The organism is Falsiroseomonas sp. E2-1-a20 (assembly GCF_051433195.1).
Classification (GTDB): domain Bacteria; phylum Pseudomonadota; class Alphaproteobacteria; order Acetobacterales; family Acetobacteraceae; genus Falsiroseomonas.
The window spans coordinates 87,100-112,211 of sequence record NZ_JBHMFT010000006.1 but is presented as its reverse complement, the minus strand read 5'-3'; the positions used below and the strand labels follow the sequence as shown (position 1 = coordinate 112,211).

Below are 25,112 nucleotides of genomic sequence, written 5' to 3'. Positions count from 1 at the left end.
CTCAGCGCGCCAGGCTCAGCCGCGCACGGGCGACGATGTCCTTGAATTTCGCGAACTCACCGGCCACGAAGGCGGCCGTCGTGGCGGGCGTGCTGTCGCTGACGGCATCGATGCCGGCGGTGGCCAGCCGCGCCCGCACATCCGGCATCGCCAGCACCTGGTTCGCCGTCGCGTTCAGCCTTTCCACCACGGCTGCCGGCATCCCCTTCGGCCCGAGCATGACGTTCCAGGTGCTCGCCGCGAAGCCGTCCAGCCCGGCCTCCTGCATCGTGGCCACGTCCGGGAACAGCGGGTGGCGCTGCGCCGTGCCCATGCCGATGATGCGGAACAGCCCGTCCCGCGCCGCCGCGGCCAGCGAGCCCAGCGGTTCCCAGCCATACTGCACCTCGCCCTTGGTCAGCGCCTCCACCAGTGGGGCGCCACCGCGATAGGGGATGTGCTCGGCGCGCAGCCCGCCAGCCGACAGGTTCATCAACTCGCCCGCCAGATGCCCGACGCTGCCCGACCCCGAACTGCCCCAGCTCGCCTGGCCCGGGTTGGCCCGCAGCGCCGCGATCAAGGATTGCGGGTCGCGGTGCGGGGAGGCGTTGGGCACCGCCAGCGCGATCGGCGCCCGGCCCAGCACCGCGATGGCGGTGAAATCCGCGATCGGGTCATAGGGCGTGGTGTCCGGCTGCAAGGCCGGCACGGTGCCGTGGGTGGAGGGCGTGGCGAGCAGGATGGCGTGGCCATCCGCCGGCTGCCGCCGCACATGGTCGCTGCCGATGGTGCCACCCGCGCCGGCGCGGTTCTCCACCACCATGCGCGCCCCCACACCCAGCAGCGGCGCCATGCGGTCCGCCACCAGCCGCGCCAGCAGGTCCGCGGACCCGCCGGCGGGGAAGGGGATGGTGAAGCTGATCACCCGTTCCGGCCAGCCAGGCCCCTGCGCCCAGGCTTGCGTCCAGACCGGGGCAAAGGGTGCGGTGGCCAGCCCTGCGAGGGCGAGGCGACGGGTGAGCATGGCGGAAACTCCTTCAGCCGAGTGAAATATTCTGGCTGCGGATGATCTCGCCCCACTTGGCCAGCTCCTCCGTCCAGTAGCGGTCCAGCTCCGCCGGAGTGCTGCCGATCGGCTCGATCCCCAGCCCGATGATCTTGCGGCGCGTCTCCGCATCCGCCAGCGCCTTTTGCAGCGAGGCCGAAAGCCGCGTGACGATGGGTGCCGGCGTGCCGGCCGGCAGCAGCATGATGACGTCGGTGGAGGATGCGAAGCCGGGCACGCCCGCCTCCGCCAGCGTCGGCACGTCCGACGCCAGCTGCGAACGCTCCGCCGTGCTGACGCCGAGCAGCTTCAGCTGGCCGGTCGGGCGGAAGGGCAGGGCGGTGACCAGGTCGACGAAGGACATCGCCACCTCCCCGGCCAGCAGGCCCTGCGCGGAAGGGCCGCCGCCGCGATAGGGCACATGCAGCAGCCGGATGCCGGCCTTGGCCTGCAACAGCTCCGTCGCCAGGTGGCTGCTGGCGCCGATGCCGGCGGAGGAGAAGGTCACCTCGCCCGGCTTCGACTTCGCGTAGGCGATCAGCTCCGCCACGCTGTTCACCGGCACCGAGGGATGCACGCACAGCGCCTGCGCACTGCGCGCCACCAGGCTGAGCCCGGTGAAGGCGGCGCGGTTGTCATAGGGCAGGCTGCGCATCAAATGCGGCGCGATGGCATAGGTGCTGTTGGTGCCGAGCAGGAAGGTGTAGCCATCCGGCCGCGCGCGGGCGACATGGCCGTGGCCCACGGTGCCCGAGGCGCCACCACGATTCTCCACCACCACCGGCTGGCCGAGGTCCACCGCCATGGTCTGCGCCAGCAGCCGGCCGAGCGTGTCGGTGGAACCGCCCGCCGCCCAGGGAATCACCAAGGTGACCGGGCGCGAGGGAAACACTTCCTGCGCCCCGGCGCTGCGTAGCGCCGGCAGCGCGAGGCCGGCTGCCAGAAGGGAACGACGTGTCGCCATGGTCCGGTCTCCTTTGTCGCCGCGTGCGGCGGTGATGTTGCCGTGCTGCCTGCGCAGTCCCTGTCGGTGGCGCTTCTTGGTGGCGCCACCTTTTCACTATGCCCCAAGCAGGCCGCAGAAGAACGGCGGAAAAGCCCTCTCCCCCCTTGTGGGTGGAGAGGGCTTTCAGCGGCCCCCTCAGGGCAGTTCGACGACCAGATTCCGGAACGCATCGACCGAAACCCGGGCATCCGGCCCGATGACGCAGGTGGATTCGCGTTCCTCCACCAGCGCCGGGCCGGTGAAGCTGGCGCCGGGAGCCAGGGCGTAGCGGTCATAGACCTGGCAGGGCAGCCACCCCGCGCCCTCGAACAGCACCTCCCGCACCCCGCGCCGTGCCTGGGTGGCATCGGTGAAGGAGTCGGTCGCGGTGTTGGCGACCTCGGCGAGCTGGATGTCGCGGCCGGGGGCGAGGCAGGCGACGCGCCAGGACAGCGCCTCGATCGGCAGGTCGGTCAGCGCGCGGCCGAAGCGTTCCCGGTAGCTGGCGAAGAAGCTTTCGCGGATCGCCGGCAGGTCACCGGCCGTGAGCTTCATCGCCGGCAGCTTCACCGGAATCTCGAAGCCCTGGCCGACATGGCGCATGTCGGCGGCGGGCAGGGCGGTGATGCTGTCCGGGTCGGCGCCGGTCTCCTGCAGAAGTGCGCGGCCTTCCTCGGCCATCTGCGCCAGCAGGCCATTCACGTGGTCCCAGTCCAGCCGCTCCAGCCGCCCGACATGGCTGCGCACCAGGTCGGTCGCCGGCGGCGCGACCAGGAAGCCGAGCGCCGAGGCGACACCGGCACCCAGCGGCACCAGCATCCGCTTCATCTTCAGCAACCGCGCCAGGTCGTAGGAATGCACCGGGCCCGCGCCGCCGAAGGCGATCAGCGTGTAGCGGCGCGGATCGCGTCCCTTCTCCGCCAAATGCATGCGCGTCGCCGCCGCCATCGTCTCGTCCACGATGCGGCGGATGCCGAGCGCCGCCATGTCATGCGTCACGCCGAGGTTCTGGGCGATGCCCGTCTCGATCGCGCGCCGCACGGCGCCCGGGTCCAGCGCCATCTCGCCGCCGAGGAAGTATTTCGGATCCAGCCGCCCGAGCACCAGGTCGCCATCCGTCACCGTCGGTTCCGTGCCGCCGCGCCCGTAGCAGATCGGCCCCGGCTTCGCCCCGGCGCTGCGCGGCCCCACCTTCATCAGGCCGGAGGCGGCATCGACGCGGGAGATGCTGCCGCCGCCGGCACCGATCTCGATCATGTCCACCACCGAGACCTTCAGCGGCAGGCCGGAGCCCTTCTGGAAGCGGCGCACGCGGCCCGCCTCGAAGTCGAACTTCCGGTCCGGCGACGCATTCTCCACCAGGCACATCTTCGCCGTGGTGCCGCCCATGTCGAAGGAGACGACGTGGTTCTCCCCCGCCAGCCGCGCCAGGAAGGACGCCGCCATGGCGCCCGCCGCGGGGCCGGATTCGATCAGGCGAATGGGGAATTCCTTGGCATCCCGCACCGCCGCGATGCCGCCGCCGGACAGCATCACATGCAGCCGCCCGGCGAAGCCGAGCGCGGCCAGATCCGCCTCCAGCTTGTCGAGGTAGCGGCGCATCAGCGGCTGCACATAGGCGTTGGCGCAGGCGGTGCTGGTGCGCTCGAACTCCCGGATTTCCGGCGCGACGCGGGAGGACAGCGACAGCGGCAGCCCGGGATACAACGCCGCCACGATCTCGCCCGCGCGCACCTCGTGCCGGTCGGCGTGGTAGGCGTGCAGGAAGGCGATGGCCAGCGCCTCGATTTTTTCGTCCACCACCAGCCGCGTCACCGCATCCCGCACCGCGTCTTCGTCCAGCGGCAGCAGCGTCGCGCCATGCACGTCGATGCGTTCCGGAATCTCCAGCCGCCGGTGCCGCGGCACCAGGCTCGGCGGGGCTTCCAGGTACAGGTCGTACAGATCGTAGCGCGTCTCGCGCCCGATCTCGATGACGTCGCGGAACCCGGCGGTGGTCAGCAGGCCGACGGTGGCGCCGGTGCGCTCGATGATGGTGTTGGTCACAAGCGTGGTGCCGTGCACGATGCTGTGCAGGTCGGCGGGCGACAGCCCGGTTTCCTCCAGCAGGCGGACCACGCCGGCGATGATCGCCTCGCTGGGATCGTCCGGCGTGGTCAGCCGCTTGCCGGTGGCGACGAGCTTCCGTGCCGGGTCATGCAGCACGAAGTCGGTGAAGGTGCCGCCGACATCCACGCCTATGCGCGCCGTGCCGCTCATGCCGTCACCCCGTAGTCGCGCAGTGCGGCTTCCGCCGTGACGTAGCCATCGCGGATATCCGCGCGCACCGCCGCCGGATCACGCAGCTTGGGATCGCCGAAGCCGCCGCCACCGGGATACAGCAGCGTCACGCGCCGTCCGGTCTCGACGCCGGTGCGGGATTTCGGGTGCGGCCTGGTGCCGTCATCGATCTCGATCACCGCCGGCGCGCCCGGCCCGCCGCCCAACAACCCCTGCGCCGGATGATCGCGCCGGTCGGACAGCAGCGAAAGCCGCACCGCCGCCGGCGTCCGCACCTCAATCTCCGCTTCCTGGCCCAGCCCGCCGCGGAACCGTCCGGCGCCGCCCGAATCCGGCCGAAGCTGCTTCCGCCAGACCAGCAGGGGCGCCACGCTCTCATACGCCTCGATCGACCCGGCGCCGACATTGGTCGGAAACGCCGTGGTTGGCAGCCCGTCGCGATGCGGACAGGCGCCCATGCCGCCGCTGGCGAACAGCACCTGGGAGAAGCGGTCGCCGTTCTGGTCCAGGCCGGAGAACAGCGCGCGCATCGTCGGCGCCCCGCCGCATTCCGCCATGACCCGATCCGGCAGCACATCCGCCAGCGCCTTGTAGATGGCCCCCGCCAGGAGATGCCCCGTGAGCTGCCGCGCGCTGCACGGCGCCGGGAATCGCGGGTTGAGGATCGAGCCCTCCGGCGCCGCCACGGTGATGGCGCGGTAGCTGCCCTCGTTGCGCGGCGTGAAGGGGTCCAGCGCGCATTTCACCGGGTAGACCGAATAGGCGTGCGTGTAGTTCATCACGCAGTTGATGCCGCGGTCGATCTGCGGCGAGGTGCCGGCGAAGTCGATATGCATCGTCTCGCCGCTCACCGTCACGCGGCAGACGATGCGCGTCACCTGCTCGTCGAAGCCATCGGCCTCCAGCACCGACTCATACGTGCCGTCCGGCACCTCCGCGATGGCGCGGCGCATCGCCAAATCCGCGCGGCTCTGCAACGCTTCCGACAATCCCTGCAAGTCCGTCAGCCCGGTGTCGTCCAGGAACTCCGCCAGCCGTCGCACCGCCACCTGGTTCGCCACCACCTGCGCCTCCAGGTCGCCCATGACCGGGCCCGGGATGCGCACATTGGCGCTGAGCAGCTCCACCAGGTCCGCGTTCCGCTCGCCCGCCCGGTACAGCCGCGATGGCGGGATACGGATGCCTTCCTCGTACAGCTCCCGGCAATCCGCCGACCACAGCGCGCCGCCGACATCCGGCGAATGCGCGATGGAGCCCGCGAAGCCGACGATCGTCCCGCCATGGAAGATCGGCGACACCGCGGTGAAGTCCGGCAGGTGCCCGGTCGCCAGGAAGGGGTCGTTGGTGATCACGCAGTCGCCCGGCTGCCAGGTCTCGATCGGGAAGCGCTGGAGAAAGTGTTTGGTCGTCTTCGGCAGGATGCAGGAGAAGGAGGCGATGCCGCCGGTATTCTCCGAAATCGAATCCCCGTTCCGGTCCATCAGCACCGTGGCGTAGTCGTTGGACTCGCGCACGATGGTCGAGAACGCCGTGCGCAGCAGGCCGGTCGCGGCCTCGTCGGCGATGGAGATCAGCCGGCTCCAATAGACTTCGAGGGTGATCGGGTCGAACTCGTCCAAGGCGCTGTCTCCGGCAGGGCGATGGGGAACGCTAGGCGGCCCGAAACAACGCGTCCAATATCAAACACGTCTCCTACGATAGGCGTTCGATATGGAACTGCGCCACCTGCGCTACTTCGTCGCCCTGGCGGAGGAGCTGCACTTCACCCGCGCCGCCCGCCGCCTCAGCATGGCGCAGCCGCCGCTGAGCCAGCAGATCCGCCAGCTCGAGACCGAGCTGGCGACGCCTCTGCTGGAGCGTGGCACGCGCCGCGTCGCCCTGACCGAGGCCGGCCGCATGTTCCTGATCGAGGCGCGCGCCACCCTGGCCCAGGCGGCGCGGGCGGAGCTGGTGGCGCGGCGGGCCGGGCGCGGCGAGATCGGCGAGTTGCGCATCGGCCTGTTCGCCTCCGCCCCCCTGCTGCCGGTCTTCACCCGCACCGTGCTGGAATTCCGCCGCCGCCTGCCGGACGTGCATCTGGCGCTGCAGGAAAGCCCGACGCTGGAACAGGTGGACGCGCTGCGCCGCGGCCAGCTCGATGCCGGCTTCCTGCGCTGCCCCTCAGCGGCCGACATCCCGGCCGACATCGCGGCGGTGGAATTGCTGCGCGAGAAGCTGGTGGCGCTGATGCGCGTCGATCACCCGCTGGCGGCGCGCGCCGGCACGTTGCCGGTCTCCGCCTTGGCGGGCGAAAAACTGATCTTCTTCGCCCGCTCGGTCGGCACCACCCTGCACGCCCAGCTTCTGGCGCTGTGCCGCGCCGCCGGCTTCGCGCCGGACATCACCCAGACGGCGCGGGAGAATTCGACGCTGATCGGGCTGGTGGCGGCAGGCCTCGGCATCGCGGTGGCGCCGGAATCATTGGCGCAGATCCAGGTCGCCGGGGTGACGCATCGGCGGCTGCGCGATGCCGGGGCGACGACCTCCATCTGGCTGGCGACACCGCGGGGTGCGCCGGCAGCGCTCGCCCGCGCCTTCCTCGACTGCGTCTAGCCCTCAGGCAAACGCCCAGCGCAGCGTCCGCGCCACGCCGAAGGTCCCGGCGCGCACCAGGCCCCGCGGTGGCGGCGGCAGCTTGTGCATGTGGCGCGCCCAGTCGGGCAGCAGGTCGATGCCGGCCTGCATGGTCAGGCTGTGCAGCGCCTCCGGAAACCGGCTCGCCGGCGGCCGCGTCAGCACCAGCCGCGCCACCTCCCGCGTCCGCGCATCGCACAGCAGCTCCGGCCGCATCGCCTGGATCAGCGCCCGCGCCTCCGCCCGGCTGCGCGGCACCGGCCCGGCACCCAGCGCCTCCCCGATCCGTGCCGTCTCGGCGAAGTAGCGGTCCTGGTCGGCCGGGGTCATGCGCGGCTCGGCATAGCGGATCCAGGCGTCGAGGAAGCAGGTGGTCTCCGTCACATGCACCCAGGCGAGCAGGCGCGGGTCGTTCGCCTCATAGGGCGTGCCATCCGGCAGCGTGCCGCGCACCTGGTCGTGGATGCGGCGGATGCGCGCCATCAGCGCCTCCGCATCCGGCTTCGCGCCATAGGTCGTCATCGCGATGAAGCGCGCGGTGCGGCGCAGGCGGCCGTGCATGTCGGCCCGAAAGTTCGAATGGTCCCACACCCCGGCCAGCACCGCCGGATGCAGCATCTGCAACAGCAGCGAGGCGATGCCGCCGACCATCATGGAGGCCACGTCGCCATGCACCCGCCAGGCGACGGCGCGCGGGCCGAACAGCCCATCCGCCCGCCGCGCCACCGGCGCCTCGCCGCGGGAGGCATCGTTGAACAGCGCCACGACCTGGCGCGCGATCGCCCGCTTCAGCGGCTGCGCCAGGGCGGAGGTATCGGGATAGGCCATGTTGGATGAGATGAGGCTGCGACGGCCGCCGGCAAGCCGCCGTTCCGCAGCCGGCCGGATTGCGGCAGACTGCGCCGCATGACCCAGAGCCTCGCCGCCCGCCTCGACCACCTCGCCCGGTCCCTGCCGCAGGTCCATGCCGGCCCCGGCGGCGCCATCGCCGTGCTGCGGGCGGGGGAGGTGCTGCTACGCCATGCCTGGGGCTATGCCAATGCCGAGCGCCGCATCCCCTTCACGCCGGCGACGCTGTTCCGCATGTGCTCCGTCACCAAGCAGTTCACCTGCGCCGTGCTGCTCGATTCCTGCCCCGACCCCTCCATCCTGGACCCGGCGCTGCGGGCGCGGCTGCCCCTGCTGGAAGGGCCGGCCCCCGGCGCGCTGCACCTGGCGCACAACCAGTCCGGCCTGCGCGACTACTGGGCCGTCGCCATGCTGCACGGCGCGCCCGCCGAATCGGCCTTCGGGGAGGTGGAATCGGCCCGCGTGATCGTCGGCACGCGCAGCCTGCACTTCGCCCCCGGCACCCGCTATTCCTACTGCAACCAGAATTTCCGGCTGCTGTCCGATGCGGTGGCAGGCCACACCGGCCGCAGCTTCGCCGAACTGCTGCGCACGCAAATCTTCGACCGCGCCGGCATGGCCTCCGCCATCCTCGCCGCGGATACGCGCGCCATGCCCGACGGCACGGAGGGCTACGAGGGCACCGTCGCCACCGGCTTCCGCGCGGCCGAGAACCGCATCCTGTGGACCGGCGATGCCGGCCTCGGCGCCAGCCTGGACGACATGATCGCCTGGGAACGCCACATCGACGCGACGCGGGACGACCCGGATGGCCTCTACAGGCGCCTCTCCGCCCCGGTTGCCTTCGCAAATGGCGCCGCCGCCCCCTACGGCTTCGGCCTCGGCCGCGGCATGGAATTGGGCCGCGCCACCACCGGCCATGGCGGCGCGCTCCGCGGCTGGCGCAGCCACCGCATCCACATGGCGGCGGAGCGGCTTTCCGTCGTGGTGCTGTTCAACCACATGGCGGATGCCCAGGCCGCGGCGGTGGAGGCGCTGGCCGCGGTGCTCGATGCGCCGCGCGGCAACGCTGCGGCCGAACATCCGGCCCCCGCCTGGCTGGGCGCCTACGCCGAGCCCGAGACCGGCCTCGCCGTCCGGATCGACCCGGCTGGGCCGGGCCAGCTTCGCCTGCGCTATGGCCATTCGGCGGAACGGCTCGAGATCCTGGCCGACGGCAGCGCCGGCAATGGCCGCACCCGGCTGCACCTGGCCGGCGACGGCCTGCACATGGACCGCCCGCAGGAGAACCACGCGGCACGGCTGCAACCGTTGGCTCCGGCCGCGGCTGCCCCCATCGCCGGCCGCTACCGCTGCGAGGAGCTGGATGCGGAACTTCTGGTGACGGAGGCCGGCGCCGTCGCCTATGGCGGCTTCTCCGGCTTCCTCGGCCAGGGGCGGATGGAAAAGTTGGAACCGGTGGGCGGCGACACCTGGGTGCTGCCCTGCCCGCGGGCGCTGGACCACACGCCGCCGGGCGACTGGACCCTGGCTTTCCGCCGCGATTCCGGCGGCGCCACCACCGGCGTCACGCTGGGCTGCTGGCTGGCGCGCCGGCTGGACTACGTGCTAATCGGCTGACCCCGCCGACGGGCAGCGCGCTGGCGCCCCCTCGCCGCGCCATGCAAGGCTTCCCGTGGCCCCTGCAGGGGCCGCGAGTCAGGGAAGGAAACACCATGCTGACCAGCCGACGTGCCCTTCTGGGCACCGCGGGGGGCGCGGCCGCCCTCGCCACGACGAATGCCTTCGCCCAAGGGATGGACGGCCGGATGGACGGCCGGATGGACGGCCGGATGGGCAGGCAGATGGGCGCCCCGCCCGGCCGCTACCCGGACCCGGCCATCGAGGTCCTCGACCCCTCCTTCAACCGCTACCGCCTGGCGCTCGCCGCCGTCGAACGGCTGGCGACCGGCTTCCGCTGGTCCGAAGGCCCCGCCTGGTCCGGCGCCCAGCGCTGCCTGATCTGGTCCGACATCCCCTCCAACAGGCTGCTGCGCTGGCACGAGACCACCGGCCGCGTCGACGTGCTCCGCGAGCCGTCCAACAACAGCAACGGCAACACCTTCGACCGCCAGGGTCGCCTGGTGACCTGCGAGCATCTGACGCGCCGGGTCACCCGCACCGAACATGACGGCCGCATCACCGTCATCGCCGATCGCTACGATGGGAAGCGCCTCAACAGCCCGAACGACGTGGTGGTGAAGTCGGATGGCAGCATCTGGTTCACCGACCCGCCCTTCGGCATCCTGGGCTACTACGAGGGCGAGCAGGCCGAGCCGGAACTGCCGACCAACCTCTACCGCGTCAGCCCCGAAGGCCAGGTCAGCGTCGCCACCGGCGAGGTCGGCCGCCCCAACGGCCTCGCCTTCTCCCCGGATGAGCGCATCCTGTACGTGGTGGAGGCCGCCGCCACGCCGCGGGTGATCCGCGCCTTCGATGTCGGCGATGACGGCCGCCTGTCCAGCAGCCGCATCTTCCACCAGTGCCGGGAAGGCGAGACCCCGGATGGCTTCCGCGTCGACATGGACGGGAACCTGTGGGTCGGCTGGGGCATGGCGCCGCAGCTGGATGGCGTGCGGGTGCTGAACAAGGATGGCGCGTCGATCGGGCACATCCACCTGCCGGAACGCTGCGCCAACGTCGCCTTCGGCGGGCGCTTCCGCAACCGCCTGTTCATGCCGGCCAGCCGTTCGCTGTACAGCCTGTATGTCAACACCCAGGGCACCCCCTACGGATGACACCCAAGGGGTGACGCCCAAGGGGTGACGCCCAAGGGGTGACGCACTGTCGCAAATGATTGTAAATGGAGCCGCGGATGACTATATCAGCGGCTCCCACGAGAAGGCGCTGCAATTGAAAGAAGACATGATGGAATTCGGCGGCCTCGTCACCGAGCGGCTGCCCAATGCCATGTTCAAGGTGAAGCTGGACAACGACCACGAGATCATCGCCCACACCTGCGGCAAGATGCGCAAGCACCGCATCCGCATCCTGGCCGGCGACCGCGTGAACGTCGAGATGACGCCCTACGACCTGACCAAGGGCCGCGTCACGTTCCGCTTCAAGTAGGCCGCTTCAAGTAGGCCGCTTCAAGTAACCGTCGGCAGGGCCGGACGCTCCTGCGGAGCGCCCAAGCCCACCGAGGCCAGTTGCCCCGATGATCAGTCCATCTCGGCCACGGCCCTCGCGAGGGGTCGCGCCTCCGGCCGTCCCGGGTCACGCACGGTAACGGCGGAACCGCCTGCTCTTCCCGCTCCCCTCAGCCGCCACCCGCACCCACCCGGTCCGCGGCCAGAGCCTTGGCGATGGATTCGGCCAATTGTGCCTGGCAGTAGGGCTTGGCCAAACGCGGCAGGTCCGCCGGAAGCGTACCCTCCGCCAGATCCGCGAAGCCGCTCGCCAGCAGCACCGGCAGGCCCGGCCGCAGCCGCCGCGCAGCCAGCGCCAGTTCCAGGCCGGTCATGCCCGGCATCGCAAAATCCGTCAGCAGCAGGCTGACCCTCGGGTCGCCTTCCAGCAGCGCCAGGGCCATCGGCGCGTTGTCGGCCGCCACCACCGTATGCCCCAGATCCTCCAGCATGTCGGCCGTGCTGCGGGCGATCAGCGCATCATCGTCCACCAGCAGGATGCGCGACGGCGGCGTGGCGCCGATGGGTCCGGCGGCACCCCGCGCCGGCTCCCCCTCGGTGGCCGGCTGTGGCCGCGGTGCGGCCGGCAGCAGGATCTCGGCCATCGTGCCGCTGCCGGGCCGGCTGGTCAGCCGCAGGTCGCCGCCCAGTTGCCGGGCCACGCCATGCACCATGGACAGCCCGAGCCCGGTGCCCTGGCCCACCGGCTTGGTCGAAAAGAACGGCTCCACCGCCCGCGCCAGCGTCGCCTCGTCCATCCCCGCCCCGGTGTCCATCACTCGCAGGCGCAGGTAGCGCCGGCTGGCGGCGCCTGCATCGGGCGCGGCGCGGTCCAGCGTGATGGTCAGGTGGCCACCCTCCGGCATCGCGTCCCGCGCATTCACCGCCAGGTTGAGCAGCGCCAGCTCGATCTGGTTGGAATCCGCCATGGCCGGCGGCAGGCCCTGCGCCGCCTCGATCCGCAACCGCACGCGCGGGCCGAGCGACCGGCGCAGCAGCTCGCCCATGCCCTCGATCAGCGCCGCCAGGTCCACGGCCTCCGGCCGCAGGTCCTGGCGCCGGGCGAAGGCCAGCAGCCGGTGGGTCAGCGCGGCGCCACGCTGCGCGCCCTGCTGCGCGCCCTCCAGCAGGCGGTCGATGCGCGGGTCGCCCTCCGGCAGCCGCTTCTTCAGCAGCGCCAGGTTGCCGAGCACGGCCATCAGCAGGTTGTTGAAGTCATGCGCCACGCCGCCGGTCAGTTGCCCGATCGCCTCGACCTTCTGCGACTGCCGCAGCTGCGCCTCGACGCGCTCGCGCTCCGCCATCTCCTCCCGCAGGGCGCGGGTGCGGGCGGCGACGCGCTCCTCCAGCGTCTCGTTGGCCTGGCGCAGCGCGTCCTCCGCCTGCCGCACCTCCTCCAGCCGCGCGCGCGCCTCGTATTGCCGGCGCCGGCCGCGCAGCGCGGCACGTGCGACGCTGACCAGGGTGGTCGGGTGGAACGGACGTTCCAGGAAGGACACGTTGCCGAGCACGCTCCAGAGCTGGGCGGCCGCCGGATTCCGCTCCGGCCCGCCGCCGCGGCCGGTCAGCAGCACGAAGGGGAAGTCCGACCAGGGCGGCTGCGCCGAAAGCCGCGCCGCCAGCGCATTGAGGTCGGCGCCGCGGAAGGCTTCCTCCGCCACCACTGCCAGGCCGGCACCCTGTTCCAGTGCCGCGATCAGGGCCGGCACCCCGCCGACCGTCAGCGACTCGATCCCCGCCTCCTGCAGCAGGGCGCCGGCGAGCGCCGCGTCGCGCCCCATCGGCGCCAGCACCAGCGCGCGTTCGGAGGCGGCAGGACCGCCGGTTCCCGGTGTGGCCGGCCCGGCCTTGCCCCTGCTCACGACACGTCGGGCAGCGGCAAGCTGTCCAGCAGCGGGTCGACCGCGCCGACATACACCGGCACGCCGCGCAGCACGCCCTGGAAATTTTCCAGTGGCGCGCCGAGCTTGATGCCCTCGGCACCGATGCGGAACTCGCGGATCGTGTCTTCATGCGCGCTGGCGCGCTTCTTGATGCAGGAGATGGCGCGCCGCACCCGGCCTGCCGCCTCGAAGTAGCGCAGCAGCACCACGGTATCGGCCAGGTAGGTGACATCCACCGGGCTCTTCATGTCGCCCACCAGCCCGTGCTGCGCCACCGTCAGGAAGGTGCTGGTGCCGCGGCGGTTCAGGTATTGCAGCAATTCGTGGATGTGCAGCACCAGGTCGCGCTCATCCGGCATCGCCGCCTTGTAGCCGTTCAGGCTGTCGATCACCACGGTGCTGATGCCGCCGACATCGACCTTGTGGGCACGCGGTGGGCGAACTGCCCGGGGGAAAGCTCCGCCGCATCCACCTGCTCGATCACCAGGCCGCCGGAGTCGCGCATGGCGGCGAGGTCGATGCCCATGGCGCGCGCACGGTTGAACAGCAGGCCGAGTTCCTCGTCGAAGACGAAGATCGCCGCCTTTTCCCCGCGCTGCACGGCGGAGGCGACGAATTGTAGCGTGATCAATGACTTGCCGGCGCCGGCTGGTCCGAGCAACAGGGTGCTGGAGCCGCGCTCCACACCGCCGCCCAGCATCTGGTCCAGCTCCGCGATCCCGCTGCCGAGCGGCGCCCGGTCGTAGTCCGTGCGATGTTCGCCGGCGACCAGGCGCGGATAGACCTGCACGCCGCCGGTCTCGATGCTGAAGTCGTGGTAGCCGCCGCGGAAGGGCTGGCCGCGGTACTTCACCACGCGCATGCGGCGGCGCTCCGCGCCATAGCTCGGCGCCAGCTCCTCCAGCCGTACCACGCCATGCGCCACGCTGTGTACGGTCTTGTCCTGCGCCTCCGTGGTCAGGTCGTCCAGCATCAGCACGGTCGCCTCGTGCCGGGTCAGATAGTGCTTCAGTGCCAGGATCTGCCGGCGATAGCGCAGCGAGCTTTGCGCCAGCAGGCGGATCTCCGACAGGCTGTCGAGCACGATGCGGATGGGCTGCACGCGCTCGATCGCCTCGAAGATCTGCCGCGTGGTTTCGCCAAGCTCGAGGTCGGAGGAGTACAGCAGGCTCTGCTGCTGGTCGGCATCCAGCAGGCTCTCGGGTGGCACCAGCTCCATCACCTCGATCGGCGGATCGAGCACCCAGCCATGCGAGGCAGCGCCATCGCGCAGCTCATTCTCGGACTCCGACAGGGTGACATACAGCCCACGCTCTTCCCGCGCCGCACCCTCCATCAGGAAGCGCAGCGCGATGGTGGTCTTGCCGGTGCCGGGGCTGCCTTCCAGCAGGAACACCCGGCCGCGCGCCAGGCCGCCATGCAGCACGTCGTCGAGCCCCGGAATCCCGGTGCGGGCCTTGGCGAAGGCAGCTTTGTCAGTCGACGTCATGGAGGCTTCCGATGGGCATCCAGGCTACAACGCAGAAGCGAGCCCGTTGCTCCGAAGCTAGAGGCCGAAAAGTTGCGCGCCAAGCAAAGCCGCCGGGGCCATTGGGGCCGCCTGCGGGCCGGCCACGGGACGCGGCTTCTGCAACATTGCAGATGCCACAACGCAACATCCGCCAAGCGCGGGATGATGCCGGCCAGGATGCTGCGGCGGCAGGAGGTTTTTGCGACCGCTTCTCAACCGAAAGTTACCGCAATTGGAACGTCCTGGTTGCAGGCGGACCGGGCTCGTTCAGCGCACCATCGCCACCAGGCCGCTCTGTTCCCGCACCGCGTCGAAACGCAGCGCGGGATATTCCTCCTCCGCCCGCTTGCGACGCCAGTCGGAGCCGAACAGGGCGACGTATTCGCCATCATGGTCGGTCGCGGTGTCGCCACGGTTGCCCGTGGCCCATTTCTCGATCGCCGCCTGCCTCGCCGCCGGGGTCTCGCCGCCTGGCGCGGAGATCCAGCGCATGGTCTGCCAGCGCGTCTCGTCGAAGCCCGCGGGCACGCCGTATTCGAAGGCGAGGCGGGATTTCAGCACGTCGAGCTGCAACTGGCCCACGACGCCGACCACGGGCGGCGAACCATCGAGCGGCCGGAACACCTGCACCACGCCTTCCTCCGCCAGCTGATCCAGCGCGGTGCGCAGCTTCTTGGCCAGCATCGGGTCGCCGAGCCGGACGTGGCGCAGGATTTCCGGCGCGAAGCTCGGCACGCCCCGGAAGTTGATGTCCTCGCCCTCGGTCAGCGTGTCGCCGATGCGCAGCGTGCCGTGATTGGCGATGCCGACGACATCGCCGGGCCAGGCCTCCTCCGCCACCTGGCGTTCCTTGGCGAAGAAGAACAGCGGCGCGTTCACGGGCACCTGCTTGCCGGTGCGCACCTGGCGCAGCCGCATGCCCTTGGTCAGCCGGCCGGAACACAGCCGCACGAAGGCCACGCGGTCGCGGTGGTTCGGGTCCATGTTGGCCTGCACCTTGAAGACGAAGCCGGTCAGCTTCTCCTCCGCCGCATGCACCGGGCGCTTGTCGGACAAGCGATCGCCGGGCGGTGGGGCGAAGTCGGCCAGGCCTTCCAGCAGGTGGCCGACGCCGAAGTCACGCAGCGCGCTGCCGAAATACACCGGCGTCAGCGTGCCTTCGCGAAAGCGCTCCAGGTCGAAGCTGTTCAGCCCGGCCTCGGCGAGAAGAATATCCTCGGAAAGCTGCGTCGCGCGCTCCTCCCCCACCAGGGCCGCGATGCGCGGATCGTCCGGGCCGTCCACGGCAATGCCGGCATCCTCCGTCGCATCCACCGGCATCAGGCGGCGCGCCAGGATGTCGTAGGTGCCCCAGAAGGTGCTGGCGCGCCCGACCGGCCAGGCCACCGGCGCGGCATCCAGTGCCAGGGTCTGCTGGATTTCCTCGATCAGCTCGAAGGGGTCGCGCGCCTCGCGGTCCATCTTGTTGACGAAGGTGACGATGGGGATGTCCCGCAGCCGGCACACCTCGAACAGCTTGCGGGTCTGGCTCTCGATGCCCTTGGCGGCGTCCAGCACCATCACCGCGGCGTCCACCGCGGTCAGGGTGCGGTAGGTGTCTTCCGAGAAATCCTCGTGGCCCGGCGTGTCCAGCAGGTTGAACACCATGCCGTCGCGCTCGAAGGTCATTACGCTGGTGGCGACGGAGATGCCGCGGTCCTGCTCGATCTTCATCCAGTCGGACCGGGTGCGCCGGGCATTGCCCTTGGCGCGCACCGCGCCGGCCAGCTGGATGGCGCCGCCCTTCAGCAGCAGCTTCTCCGTCAGCGTGGTCTTGCCCGCGTCCGGGTGGGCGATGATCGCGAAGGTGCGCCGGCGCGCGGCTTCGCGCGCGACGTTCTCAAGGGCCGTGGTGTCGCTCATGCGCGCGGTATAGCCCCCGGTGGGCCGGGATGCGATGGGCGTTCGGCCCGGGCCGTCAGGCCCCGCTCAAACGCGGCGTGGTGTTGGGGACGGCCACCTCGATCCGGGTCATCGGCGCCTGACCGATACGGCCGGGGATGGGTGGGTTGCACGCCACGCGCAGCGATCCCCCCTTTTCGGCGGGAGACGCAAGGTCTACATAGCGCATATGCAGGCACGAAAACTGTTCGACTTCAATGACCGTCGCAACGCGGCGGAAGAGGCCCGGAAAAAGACCGCGGAGAAGTTCCAGGCGCTGAAGTCGCGCCTCGACGACCCTGAGGTCCAGCGGAAGCTCGCCGAGCAGAAGGCCATCGCCGACGCCCGCGCCGCCCGGATCGCCGAACGCGCCGCCGAGAAGGCCGCCGACGCCGCCCGGATCGCCGCCGAGAAGGCCGCGGCCGAAGCCGCCGCCGCCGTGGCCCGCCGCGAGGCCGAGCGCCTGGCCGCCGAGGAAGCCCAGCGCGCCCGCATCGCCGAGATCGACGCCCAGCACCGCGCCGTCAACCTCGACGCCGAGAAGAAGGCCCGCGCTTTGGCCATGGCCGCCGAGCAGAAGGCGAAGCGCGACGCCCGCTACGCCGCGCGGAAGCAGCGCACCAAGTAGGCTACAACTGCCCGGCCAGCTCCGGGCAGCATGCCGCCATGGCCGCGCCGGGCGCCACGCCCAGCGCGCGGCAGGCGGCGAAGGCGCAGGCCAGGTTGGACGAGATCATCGGCACGCCGATGCGCCCTCGCATCCAGGCCATGGCGTCCAGCGTCGGCATCCCGGTGCCGGACAGCAGCACCGTGCAATCGGCCGGCGGCGCCAGCCGCGCCAGCCCATCGGCCACCTCCTGCGGCGACATCTCATAGGCGCGGAAGGTCCCGGGGGCCTTGGACCCGGCGACCAGCTCCACGCCGGTGGCACGCCAGTAGCGCTCCGCCCGCTCCGCCAGCCAGCCCGGATAGGGCGAGAACAGCAGCAGCTTCGGCCGGCCCAGCGCCATCAGCGCCTGCGCGATGGCGCGCGCGGCCAGCAGCACGGGGCGGCCGGCCTCGGCGCTCAGCCGGTCCTGCAACGCGGCATCCTCGGCCGGCGGCAGCGCATAGCTGGGGCCGGTGATGCCGAGGATCATCGCATCCAGCGCCAGGTCGCCGAAATCCCGCAGCGATTCGGCCATCGCCGCCGGATAGGCCGCGTTGCGCTGTTCCAGCGTGGTGCCGGGCATCACCGGCAGGCGCGTCGCATGCAGCGCCACGCGCGGCGGCAGCAGGTCCCGCAGTTCCGGCTCCACCGCCGGGTTGGCGGAGGGCGTCAGCAGGCCGATGCGGTGCGTCGGCAGGAAGCGCGGCTCGGGCCAGGTCATCCGGTTTCTCCCACGCGGGCCATGTCCAGCATCGAGGCCTCCCGCGCCCAGACCAGCGCCTGGTCCGGGTTCAGCGCGGCCATGCGGGCGACCTCGGCGGCCGGGTCGGCGGCGACGCGGCCCTCGCTGCGCGGCAGCAGCGCCTCCCGCACCACCCGCAGCCGCGCCGCCGCCCAATCCTGCAACAGCCGGTCGGGCGCGCCGCCCAGCACCCGGGCCAGCGTCGAGGCCAGCGTCATCGCGTCGTGGATCCCGGCATTCATGTTCATGCCGCCGCGCGTGTTGGTCAGGTGCGCGGCATCGCCGGCCAGCAGCACGCGCCCCGCGCGATACGAAGTGGCCATCGCCCGCTTCACGCCATAGACGTCCTGCCCGGCGATCTCGAGGTCCTCGTGGCCCGGCAGGAAGCGCCCGATGCGGCCGCGCACATGCGCCGCCTCCATCGCATCGGCCTCCGTCATCTCCGGCGGGATGCGAAAGATCAGTCGCCAGACCTCCGGCATCCGCAGCAGGGAACAGGAGCCAGTGGCGTCGTAGAGGTAGCCCAGCCCATCCAGCCCCGGCACCACCTGCCGCAGGTCGCGCGGCGTCAGGACGCGCAGCACGCGGTGGGCGTAGTCGCTGCCCTCCACCCCGATTCCCGCCAGACCACGCAGCGCGCCGGAGGCCCCGTCGCAGCCCACGGCGTAGCGGGCGCGGTGCGTGCTGCCATCGGCGGCGTGCAGCGTGATGCCCGTGTCGTCCTGTGCCAGCGCCGTGACGCCGGCCCCGAAGCGCACGCAGCCCGCCGGCAGCGCCGCCAGCAGGGCCGGGGTGACATCCTGCTGTTCCCGGTGCCAGCGGAAGGGATGGCCGGTCTCGGCGGCGAGGATGCCGAGGTCCAGCGTCGCCGCCGCCCCGGTCTCCACCTGCCGCCACAGGATACGGTCCACCCGCACGCCGTCCGGCAGCAGCGGCGCCAGCACGCCGAGTTCGGCCAGCGCATCCAGGGTCGGCGGATGGAAGGTGGAGGCGCGGGAGGCGGCGGACAGCGTCGCGCGTTTCTCCAGCACCCGGACGCCGATGCCGCGCCGGGTCAGCGCCAGGGCCAGCACCAGGCCCACCGGGCCGGCGCCGGCGATCAACACAGCGGGTTCGTCAGGCATGCCAGAGAGTCCGGGCGGGCGCGTCCTGCAACAGCACGGCGATGGCTCCGGCGATGCCCGGCGCATCCAGGGCCGGTGCCGCGAAGCGGCGGAACTTGGCGAGCGTCTCGCCGTGCGACATCGGCCGGTCCGGGTCGCCCACCACGCTGTCCACCCGCGCGCTCGCCGCGCCGATGGTCACCGTGGCGCCGCGGCGGCCCGATTCCGTCAGCGCCGTGTCCTCCACCAGCTCCACCGCCGCCTCCAGCGCCCGCAGCCGAGGGTCCGCCAGCGCCGCCTCGGTATAGGCCGCCGGCCCCAGGTCGCCCTGCGCCAGTGCCGCCGCGACGGCCCAGGACAGGCTGAACTGCGCCGAGATGGCGGCGGTCGGCGCGCGGTTGCCGGCGTAGCGCAGCGCCTCGGCATAGGTGGCGAGGGTGATGCGCGTGGGCGTTTCCGGAACGCGATCGCGCAGCGCCAGCGCGGCGGCCGCGGCGTAATGCGCGTGGCGCACGCCGGCGAAGGGCTTCTGGTAGGCCTCCTCGATCAGCCAGGTGCCGGGCGGCGCCATCGCCGCCGGCTCCGCATGGCCAAGCGCGATGCGCCGCGCCTCGGCGAAGCCCTGCTCCGGCGCATCCATCCCGGCGGCCGCCGCCGCCGCGGCCATCTGGCCCAGCAGGACGGCATGCGCCGGGTAGCTGTTGCGGCCATCCATCCCGGCGGTGATGGGCGCATAGATCGCGAAGGGAATCTGGCAGGCGGCCAGCCGCACCGCCCGCGCCACGCCTTCCGCGTCCAGCCCGGCCAGCCGCGCGGCGCAGGCGGCGGCGCCCAGGCTGTGCCAGGACCCATCCACATGCATCCCCGGCCGGATCCGCCAGGCCTCCCCGGCACGGGCCGCGACCTCGTAGCCCAGCGCGAAGGCGGCCAGGGCCAGGGCCGGGTCGGCGCCGCGCGCCCGCGCCACCAGGGCCAGCGGCGCCACCGGCAGCGCCGGCCGCCCATGCGCTCGGGCCAGGCCTTCATTCGCCTCGTCCCAGCAGGTGGCGGTGGCCAGCACCGCGGCGGCGGCGACGGGCGCCAGCCGCGCCCCGGCGAGGGCGACCTCACCCGGGAAGCCGGCCTGCATCGCCTGCGCGAAGCCGGCGACACGCGGATGCCCGAGTCCCGCCAGCGCGCAGCCCAGGCTGTCCAGCAGCAGCAGCCGCGCCTTGTCGGCCGCCGCACCGCGCGGTCCCTCGAAAGCCCAGGCGATGGTCCCGGAAAAGCTCAATCCGCGCGCGCGCCGGACCGGGCCACGGCCTCGCGCCACACCTGGCGTTCCCGCGCCATCAGCTGCGCCAGGGCGATGCGGCCCTGCGGCATGGCATCCGCCTGCCGCTGCGCCAGCAGCGCCGCCCAGGCCGGCCCTTCCAGCACCCGCCGGAACGCCGCCTCCAGCGCCGCCAGCACCGGCTCGTCCAGCTTCGACTGCGCGAAGACGCCGTACCACGGGCTGGCATCGAAGCCGGGCAGCGTCTCGGCCACCGCCGGCACATCCGGCATGGCGCGGAACCTTGTGGCGGAGGTCACGGCGATGGCCCGCAAGGCCCCGCCCGGTCCGACCTGGGGGGCGGAGGTGGCGAGGCCGTCGAAGGCGAAGGGGATGGTGCCCGCCACCATGTCCGTCAGCAGCGGCGCGCTGCCGCGATAGGGCACATGCGTCAACTCCAGCCCCGCGACGGAGCGCAGCAGCTCCATCGACAGATGCGTGAAGGACCCGGCTCCGTTCGAGCCATACGGCATCCCGCCCGGCTTCGCCTTCACCGCCGCGATCAACCCGGCCAGGGTCGTGACCTCCGGCAGCGCCCGCGGCGAGACGACCAGCAGGTTGGGCTGCTGCGCCAGCATCGCGATCGGCACGAAATCCGCATCCGGGTCGTAGGACAGGCGGGAGAACAGCGCCTTGTTGATGGCGATGATGCCCTGCGTCGCCACCAGCAGGGAGGTGCCATCCGGCGCCGCCCGCGCCACCGCCTCCGCCGCCAGGTTGCCGCCGGCGCCGGCGCGGTTTTCCACCACCACCGGCTGGCCGAGGACCGGGGTGAGCTGGTCCGCCACCGCGCGGGCCAGGATGTCCGTCAGCCCGCCCGGCGCGAAGGGCACGACCAGCCGCACCGGCCGGGACGGTCGCCAGGCATCCTGAGCGTTCGCCACGAAAGGCGCGGACAGGACCGTTCCCAGGACCAGGCGTCGCGTGGCGCGCATCGGCGGAAAACCCCTTGCGTTCAGCGCCCCTTGAACTGCGGCGGGCGCTTTTCCAGGAAGGCGCGGCGGCCTTCGTTGTAATCCTCGCTCGCGAAGCAGGCCTTGACCAGGGTGTCGCAGGCCGCCTCGTCCGCCGCGCCGCGATCCTTCAGCGCCTGGGCGACGATGAACTTAACGCTGCCCACGGTCAGCGGGGCGTTGCCGGCGATGGTCTTCGCATAGTCCGTCACGAAGGCCTCGAGCTTGTCGTTCGGCACCACGCGGTTCACCAGGCCCATGATGCGGGCATCCTCGGAGGACCACTTCCGGCCGGTGTAGAAGATCTCCTTGGCGAAGGAGGGGCCGACCAGGTCCACCAGGCGGCGGATGCCGGCCAGCGGATAGCCCAGGCCGAGCTTCGCCGCCGGCACGCCGAAGCTCGCGGTCTCGCCGCAGATCCGCATGTCGCAGCACACGGCCAGCGCCGTGCCGCCACCGATGCAGTGGCCCTGGATCATCGCGATGGTGGGCTTCGGGCAATTGGAGACCGCGTCATAGGCGCGCGCCGTCTGCGCCTGGTAGGCGGCCACCGCCGCCTCCCCGCTGCGCTCCGATTCGAACTTCGAGATGTCGGCGCCGGAGACGAAGGCGCGGCCGCCGGCCCCGGTCAGCACCACCACCCGCACCTCCGGGTCGGCGGTGTAGTCGGCCATGATGCGCTCCACGGCCTCCCACATCTCCATGGAGACGGCATTGTGCCGGTCCGGGTTGTTGAAGGTGAGCCAGCCGATGCCATCCGCCTTGCGGGCCAGCATCTTCTCCGAACCCGTCACGATCATGCCGTCCATGGAAACCCCCTCGATCCGCCCATTCCGAAAGCCCTCTCCCCCGGCAGGGTGAGAGGCTTGGGTGAGGGGGTCCGCGCCGATCCTGGCAGCGCCCACACCCCCACCCCGACCCTCCCCCTCAGCGAGGGAGAGGGAGAAACCTCAGACCACGTGCCGTTTGCGCAGGTCGGCAATGGTCGCCGCGTCCAGGCCCAGATCGGCCAGCACCGCATCCGTATGCTCGCCGATCGCCGGCGGGTGCGTGACGATGCTGGACGGCGTGCGCGACATGTCGATCGGCTGGCCGACATAGGCGACGTTGCGGTTGCCGCCGTTCAGCGTCTTGGCGATGCCGAGATGCTGCACCTGCGGGTCGGCGAAGACCTCGTCCACCTTGTAGATCGGGCCGCAGGGCACGCCCTGGTCGTTCAGCGCCTCCACCCAGAAGGCGGAGGTGTTGGTGAGGGTCACGGCCTCGATGCCCTGGTTCAGCACGTCGCGGTTGTCGCTGCGCGACTTGCCGTCGATGAAGCGCGGGTCCTTGACCCATTCCGGCTTGTCGAAGGCCTGGCAGCAGCGTTCCCAGATGCGCTGGCCGGTGGCGGCGATGTTGATGTAGCCGTCGCTGGTCTTGAACACGCCGGTCGGGATGCTGGTCGGGTGGTTGTTGCCGGCCTGCTTCGGCACCTCCCCCTGCATCAGCCAGCGGCTGGCCTGGAAGTCCAGCATGAAGATCTGCGCCTGCAGCAGGCTGGTCTGCACCCACTGCCCCTTGCCCGAAACCTCACGCTCCAGCAGCGCCACCATGATGCCCTGGGCGGCGAACAGCCCGGCGCAGAGGTCGGCGATCGGGATGCCGACCCGCACCGGGCCCTGGCCCGGCAGGCCGGTGATGGACATCAGCCCGCCCATGCCCTGCGCGATCTGGTCGAAGCCCGGCCGCCCCGCATAGGGCCCGTCCTGGCCGAAGCCGGAAATGCTGGCATAGACCAGCCGGGGGTTCACCGCGGACAGTGCCGCATAGTCGATGCCGAGGCGGGTCTTCACATCCGGCCGGAAGTTCTCCACCACCACATCGGCCTTCTCGGCCAGCTTCTTCAGCAGCGCGACGCCATCCTTGTCCTTTAGGTTCAGCGTCATGCCGCGCTTGTTGCGGTGCAGGTTCTGGAAGTCGGACCCCATGCGCGGCCCGCCCATCGGGTCGCCCTGGTCGAGGCCTTCCGGCATCTCGATCTTGATGACGTTGGCGCCCCAATCGGCCAGCTGCCGCACGCAGGTGGGGCCGGACCGCACGCGGGTCAGGTCCAGCACGGTGAAGCGCGAGAGCGCGGTCGAAGCTTGCGGGATCGTGTTGTCCTGCGGCATGGGGCGGTGTCCTCCTTCGCGTTATCGCAGCCTAGCACCCGCTCGCCCCGCGGCAAACTGTCGACAGATTGCAGGCGTTGACAGCGGCAACCCCGCCTCGGCAGGCTGCGAACCATGACCGAAGATGTTTCCGCGCTGGAGATCGTGCGCACCCGCTCCCTCGCCTCCCTCGTGGGGCAGGAGATCGAGGCGATGATCCTCGCCGGCACCCTGGCGGCCGGGGAACGCCTGAACGAACAGCAACTCGCCACCCGCCTCGGCGTCTCCCGCGGCCCGGTGCGGGAGGCTGTGCGGGGGCTGGAACGCTCCGGCCTGGTGGTCTCCGTCCGCAACCAGGGCAGCTACGTCCGCAGCGTCAGCGCGGCGGAGGCGCTGGAAATCTACGATCTGCGCGCCGCGCTCACCGGCCTCGCCTGCGCCCGCCTGGCCGGGGAGGCAACCGCCGGGCAGCGCGACCTGCTCGGCGACCTGGTGCGGCGGATGGATGCGGCGCGGGAGGCCGATGCGGCCGCCGCCTACTACGCGCTGAACCTGGAATTCCACGCCGCGCTGCTGGCGCATGGCGGCGGCCCGCGCGCCCGCCGGCTCTACGAGGACCTCGGCAACGAGTTGCACCTGTTCCGCCGCCGCGCGCTGGTGGAGCCCGAGAACATGCGCGAGAGCAACGCCGAGCACGCCGCCATCCTGGCTGCCATCTCCGCCGGCGACGCGGCCGCGGCCCGCGCGGCCGGGGAGGCGCATATCGCCGGTGGCAAGCGCCGCTTCCGCGCTACGGATGCCAGCACGCCGGTTGAGGCGCGGGCCGCACCGAAGCGACGCCCCCGCCCGGCGGGCTGAGGCGCCTGCGGTTGCCGCCAGGGCGATTCCGCGCCTAGGGTGCGCCGCATCGGCAGATCAGACCGGGAGACAAGAATATGACCGACCACAGGATCACGCGGCGCGGGCTTGGCCTGGCCGCCGCGGGCGCCGCCATGGCCCCCGGGCTGTCCTTCGCGCAGGCGCCGCAATTCTTCCGCATCGGCACCGGCTCGGCGGGCGGCACCTACTATCCGATCGGCGGCATCATCGCCAACGCGATCTCCTGCCCGCCCGGCGCTCCCTGCAACGTGGCCGGCGCGACCGATGGCGTGCCCGGCATGGTGGCCGTCGCCGTCGCCACCCAGGGCAGCGTGCAGAACGTCAACCTGATCCAGTCCGGCAATGCCGAGGCCGGCTTCACCCAGTCCGACGTGGCCCACTGGTCCTTTACCGGCACCGGCCTGTTCGAGGGCCGGCCGAAAGTGGACCGCCTGCGCTTCGTGGCGCACCTGTTCCCCGAGCACATCCACGCCGTGGTGCGCCGCGACAGCGCCATCCGCGGCTTCTCCGACCTGCAGGGCAAGCGCATCGCCATCGGCCTGCAGGCCAGCGGCGCGCGCATCGGCGCGGAGATGATCCTGGAAGCCAACGGCCTGCGCGCCGGCCGCGAATACACCGCGGAATTCCTGAACCAGGCGCAGGGCACGGAGCGCATGCAGGACCGTGGCCTGGACGCGACCTTCACCGTGGTCGGCTACCCCGCCGCCGCCTTCACCGAATTCTGCAGCCGCGCCGGCTGCCGCATCCTGCCGATCAGCGGCGCCGAGGCGCAGAAGGTGATCGAGCGCGCGCCCTTCTACGGCACCGGCACCATCCCGCGCACCGCCTATGAGGGCCTCGAGGCCGATGTCCCCACGCTGACCGTGGGCGCCGTGCTGGCGGTGCGCGACAGCGTGCCGGACGCGACCGTCTACGCCATCACCAAGGCGCTGTGGTCCGACACCACCCGCGGCCTGCTCGACCGCGGCCACGCCAAGGGCCGCGAGATCGTCAAGGAAGGCGCGCTGACCGGCCGCGGCGTCGTGCCGTTCCACCCGGGCGCCGAGCGCTACTACCGCGAGAACAACATCCTGCGCTGATCCTGACGAAAGCCCTCTCCCCCCGCCTGGGG

Annotated in this window: 22 protein-coding genes; 7 read left to right on the top strand and 15 right to left on the bottom strand. The window is 71.6% G+C overall.

The genetic code is table 11. The annotated features are described in order from the left end of the window. Position 1: 1 nt before the first annotated feature. The 4 genes from ACFHPP_RS09900 to ACFHPP_RS09885 all read right to left on the bottom strand — a co-directional run bounded on the left by ACFHPP_RS09900 (position 2) and on the right by ACFHPP_RS09885 (position 5,908). A complete protein-coding gene (locus ACFHPP_RS09900; protein WP_437163103.1) occupies positions 2–1,003 on the bottom strand; it encodes a Bug family tripartite tricarboxylate transporter substrate binding protein in 1,002 nt (333 codons plus the stop codon). A 13-nt stretch (positions 1,004–1,016) separates the two neighbouring features. Continuing rightward, a complete protein-coding gene (locus ACFHPP_RS09895; protein ID WP_437163102.1) occupies positions 1,017–1,988 on the bottom strand; it encodes a Bug family tripartite tricarboxylate transporter substrate binding protein in 972 nt (323 codons plus the stop codon). A gap of 177 nt (positions 1,989–2,165) precedes the next feature. Continuing rightward, positions 2,166–4,268 carry a hydantoinase/oxoprolinase family protein gene (locus ACFHPP_RS09890; RefSeq protein ID WP_437163101.1) on the bottom strand — a complete coding sequence of 701 codons (2,103 nt, stop codon included), beginning with the start codon at positions 4,266–4,268 and terminating at the stop codon, positions 2,166–2,168. Next, positions 4,265–5,908: a hydantoinase B/oxoprolinase family protein gene (locus tag ACFHPP_RS09885; RefSeq protein WP_437163100.1), complete on the bottom strand. Its 1,644-nt coding sequence runs from the start codon at positions 5,906–5,908 to the stop codon at positions 4,265–4,267. Before ACFHPP_RS09885 ends, ACFHPP_RS09890 begins: the two co-directional genes overlap by 4 nt. Positions 5,909–5,999: 91 nt before the next feature. On the opposite strand from ACFHPP_RS09885, the gene ACFHPP_RS09880 reads away from it, so the two are divergent. Further along, entirely contained in the window at positions 6,000–6,881 is an 882-nt protein-coding gene (locus tag ACFHPP_RS09880) for a LysR substrate-binding domain-containing protein (RefSeq protein WP_437163099.1), read from the top strand. A 3-nt stretch (positions 6,882–6,884) separates the two neighbouring features. Here the strand turns inward: ACFHPP_RS09880 and ACFHPP_RS09875 are convergent, their stop codons facing one another. Further along, entirely contained in the window at positions 6,885–7,730 is an 846-nt protein-coding gene (locus ACFHPP_RS09875; protein ID WP_437163098.1) for an oxygenase MpaB family protein, read from the bottom strand. Positions 7,731–7,808: 78 nt separating this feature from the next. On the opposite strand from ACFHPP_RS09875, the gene ACFHPP_RS09870 reads away from it, so the two are divergent. From ACFHPP_RS09870 to infA, 3 genes are all read left to right on the top strand, one after another. Continuing rightward, positions 7,809–9,371, top strand: coding sequence for a D-aminopeptidase (locus ACFHPP_RS09870; RefSeq protein ID WP_437163097.1), 1,563 nt, complete (start codon positions 7,809–7,811; stop codon positions 9,369–9,371). A gap of 224 nt (positions 9,372–9,595) precedes the next feature. Next, complete coding sequence (locus ACFHPP_RS09865) at positions 9,596–10,528, top strand: SMP-30/gluconolactonase/LRE family protein (protein ID WP_437163236.1); 933 nt, start codon at positions 9,596–9,598, stop codon at positions 10,526–10,528. 127 nt (positions 10,529–10,655) lie between these two features. Next, a complete protein-coding gene (gene infA, locus ACFHPP_RS09860) occupies positions 10,656–10,859 on the top strand; it encodes a translation initiation factor IF-1 (RefSeq protein ID WP_430669685.1) in 204 nt (67 codons plus the stop codon). A 190-nt stretch (positions 10,860–11,049) separates the two neighbouring features. Here the strand turns inward: infA and ACFHPP_RS09855 are convergent, their stop codons facing one another. The 4 genes from ACFHPP_RS09855 to ACFHPP_RS09840 all read right to left on the bottom strand — a co-directional run bounded on the left by ACFHPP_RS09855 (position 11,050) and on the right by ACFHPP_RS09840 (position 16,213). Further along, entirely contained in the window at positions 11,050–12,780 is a 1,731-nt protein-coding gene (locus tag ACFHPP_RS09855; protein ID WP_437163096.1) for an ATP-binding protein, read from the bottom strand. After that, positions 12,777–13,193: an ATPase domain-containing protein gene (locus ACFHPP_RS09850; RefSeq protein WP_437163095.1), complete on the bottom strand. Its 417-nt coding sequence runs from the start codon at positions 13,191–13,193 to the stop codon at positions 12,777–12,779. Before ACFHPP_RS09850 ends, ACFHPP_RS09855 begins: the two co-directional genes overlap by 4 nt. Further along, a complete protein-coding gene (locus ACFHPP_RS09845) occupies positions 13,190–14,290 on the bottom strand; it encodes an ATPase domain-containing protein (RefSeq protein ID WP_437163094.1) in 1,101 nt (366 codons plus the stop codon). Before ACFHPP_RS09845 ends, ACFHPP_RS09850 begins: the two co-directional genes overlap by 4 nt. 288 nt (positions 14,291–14,578) lie before the next feature. Then, positions 14,579–16,213, bottom strand: coding sequence for a peptide chain release factor 3 (locus tag ACFHPP_RS09840; protein WP_437163093.1), 1,635 nt, complete (start codon positions 16,211–16,213; stop codon positions 14,579–14,581). 34 nt (positions 16,214–16,247) lie between these two features. Between ACFHPP_RS09840 and ACFHPP_RS09835 the strand changes: the two genes are divergently transcribed. After that, a complete protein-coding gene (locus ACFHPP_RS09835) occupies positions 16,248–16,859 on the top strand; it encodes a hypothetical protein (protein WP_437163092.1) in 612 nt (203 codons plus the stop codon). 1 nt (position 16,860) lies between these two features. On the opposite strand, the gene ACFHPP_RS09830 is transcribed toward ACFHPP_RS09835, so the two are convergent. The 6 genes from ACFHPP_RS09830 to ACFHPP_RS09805 form a co-directional block, all read right to left on the bottom strand. Next, positions 16,861–17,601, bottom strand: coding sequence for a maleate cis-trans isomerase family protein (locus ACFHPP_RS09830; protein WP_437163091.1), 741 nt, complete (start codon positions 17,599–17,601; stop codon positions 16,861–16,863). Further along, the gene (locus tag ACFHPP_RS09825) at positions 17,598–18,746 is read right to left on the bottom strand and encodes an FAD-dependent oxidoreductase (RefSeq protein ID WP_437163090.1); all 1,149 of its coding nucleotides are present in this window, start codon (positions 18,744–18,746) and stop codon (positions 17,598–17,600) included. Before ACFHPP_RS09825 ends, ACFHPP_RS09830 begins: the two co-directional genes overlap by 4 nt. Next, on the bottom strand, positions 18,739–19,998 hold the full coding sequence (locus ACFHPP_RS09820) for an MmgE/PrpD family protein (protein ID WP_437163089.1): 1,260 nt from the start codon (positions 19,996–19,998) through the stop codon (positions 18,739–18,741). Before ACFHPP_RS09820 ends, ACFHPP_RS09825 begins: the two co-directional genes overlap by 8 nt. Next, positions 19,995–20,972, bottom strand: coding sequence for a Bug family tripartite tricarboxylate transporter substrate binding protein (locus tag ACFHPP_RS09815; protein WP_437163088.1), 978 nt, complete (start codon positions 20,970–20,972; stop codon positions 19,995–19,997). Before ACFHPP_RS09815 ends, ACFHPP_RS09820 begins: the two co-directional genes overlap by 4 nt. Positions 20,973–20,992: 20 nt before the next feature. Next, positions 20,993–21,799 carry an enoyl-CoA hydratase gene (locus ACFHPP_RS09810; protein WP_437163087.1) on the bottom strand — a complete coding sequence of 269 codons (807 nt, stop codon included), beginning with the start codon at positions 21,797–21,799 and terminating at the stop codon, positions 20,993–20,995. A 141-nt stretch (positions 21,800–21,940) separates the two neighbouring features. After that, positions 21,941–23,143: a CaiB/BaiF CoA transferase family protein gene (locus tag ACFHPP_RS09805; RefSeq protein ID WP_437163086.1), complete on the bottom strand. Its 1,203-nt coding sequence runs from the start codon at positions 23,141–23,143 to the stop codon at positions 21,941–21,943. A 114-nt stretch (positions 23,144–23,257) separates the two neighbouring features. On the opposite strand from ACFHPP_RS09805, the gene ACFHPP_RS09800 reads away from it, so the two are divergent. Further along, positions 23,258–23,980, top strand: coding sequence for an FCD domain-containing protein (locus tag ACFHPP_RS09800; protein ID WP_437163085.1), 723 nt, complete (start codon positions 23,258–23,260; stop codon positions 23,978–23,980). 77 nt (positions 23,981–24,057) lie between these two features. Beyond that, positions 24,058–25,080 carry a TAXI family TRAP transporter solute-binding subunit gene (locus ACFHPP_RS09795; protein WP_437163084.1) on the top strand — a complete coding sequence of 341 codons (1,023 nt, stop codon included), beginning with the start codon at positions 24,058–24,060 and terminating at the stop codon, positions 25,078–25,080. The last annotated feature ends 32 nt before the right edge of the window (positions 25,081–25,112 follow it).

Bases quoted from the DNA above. Each gene is read 5' to 3' on its own strand.
- ACFHPP_RS09900 (WP_437163103.1), bottom strand. From the start codon at position 1,003: ATGCTCACCCGTCGCCTCGCCCTCGCAGGGCTGGCCACCGCACCCTTT.
- ACFHPP_RS09895 (WP_437163102.1), bottom strand. From the start codon at position 1,988: ATGGCGACACGTCGTTCCCTTCTGGCAGCCGGCCTCGCGCTGCCGGCG.
- ACFHPP_RS09890 (WP_437163101.1), bottom strand. From the start codon at position 4,268: ATGAGCGGCACGGCGCGCATAGGCGTGGATGTCGGCGGCACCTTCACC.
- ACFHPP_RS09880 (WP_437163099.1), top strand. From the start codon at position 6,000: ATGGAACTGCGCCACCTGCGCTACTTCGTCGCCCTGGCGGAGGAGCTG.
- ACFHPP_RS09875 (WP_437163098.1), bottom strand. From the start codon at position 7,730: ATGGCCTATCCCGATACCTCCGCCCTGGCGCAGCCGCTGAAGCGGGCG.
- ACFHPP_RS09870 (WP_437163097.1), top strand. From the start codon at position 7,809: ATGACCCAGAGCCTCGCCGCCCGCCTCGACCACCTCGCCCGGTCCCTG.
- ACFHPP_RS09865 (WP_437163236.1), top strand. From the start codon at position 9,596: ATGGGCGCCCCGCCCGGCCGCTACCCGGACCCGGCCATCGAGGTCCTC.
- infA (WP_430669685.1), top strand. From the start codon at position 10,656: ATGATGGAATTCGGCGGCCTCGTCACCGAGCGGCTGCCCAATGCCATG.
- ACFHPP_RS09845 (WP_437163094.1), bottom strand. From the start codon at position 14,290: ATGACGTCGACTGACAAAGCTGCCTTCGCCAAGGCCCGCACCGGGATT.
- ACFHPP_RS09840 (WP_437163093.1), bottom strand. From the start codon at position 16,213: ATGAGCGACACCACGGCCCTTGAGAACGTCGCGCGCGAAGCCGCGCGC.
- ACFHPP_RS09835 (WP_437163092.1), top strand. From the start codon at position 16,248: ATGGGCGTTCGGCCCGGGCCGTCAGGCCCCGCTCAAACGCGGCGTGGT.
- ACFHPP_RS09830 (WP_437163091.1), bottom strand. From the start codon at position 17,601: ATGACCTGGCCCGAGCCGCGCTTCCTGCCGACGCACCGCATCGGCCTG.
- ACFHPP_RS09825 (WP_437163090.1), bottom strand. From the start codon at position 18,746: ATGCCTGACGAACCCGCTGTGTTGATCGCCGGCGCCGGCCCGGTGGGC.
- ACFHPP_RS09815 (WP_437163088.1), bottom strand. From the start codon at position 20,972: ATGCGCGCCACGCGACGCCTGGTCCTGGGAACGGTCCTGTCCGCGCCT.
- ACFHPP_RS09810 (WP_437163087.1), bottom strand. From the start codon at position 21,799: ATGGACGGCATGATCGTGACGGGTTCGGAGAAGATGCTGGCCCGCAAG.
- ACFHPP_RS09805 (WP_437163086.1), bottom strand. From the start codon at position 23,143: ATGCCGCAGGACAACACGATCCCGCAAGCTTCGACCGCGCTCTCGCGC.
- ACFHPP_RS09800 (WP_437163085.1), top strand. From the start codon at position 23,258: ATGACCGAAGATGTTTCCGCGCTGGAGATCGTGCGCACCCGCTCCCTC.
- ACFHPP_RS09795 (WP_437163084.1), top strand. From the start codon at position 24,058: ATGACCGACCACAGGATCACGCGGCGCGGGCTTGGCCTGGCCGCCGCG.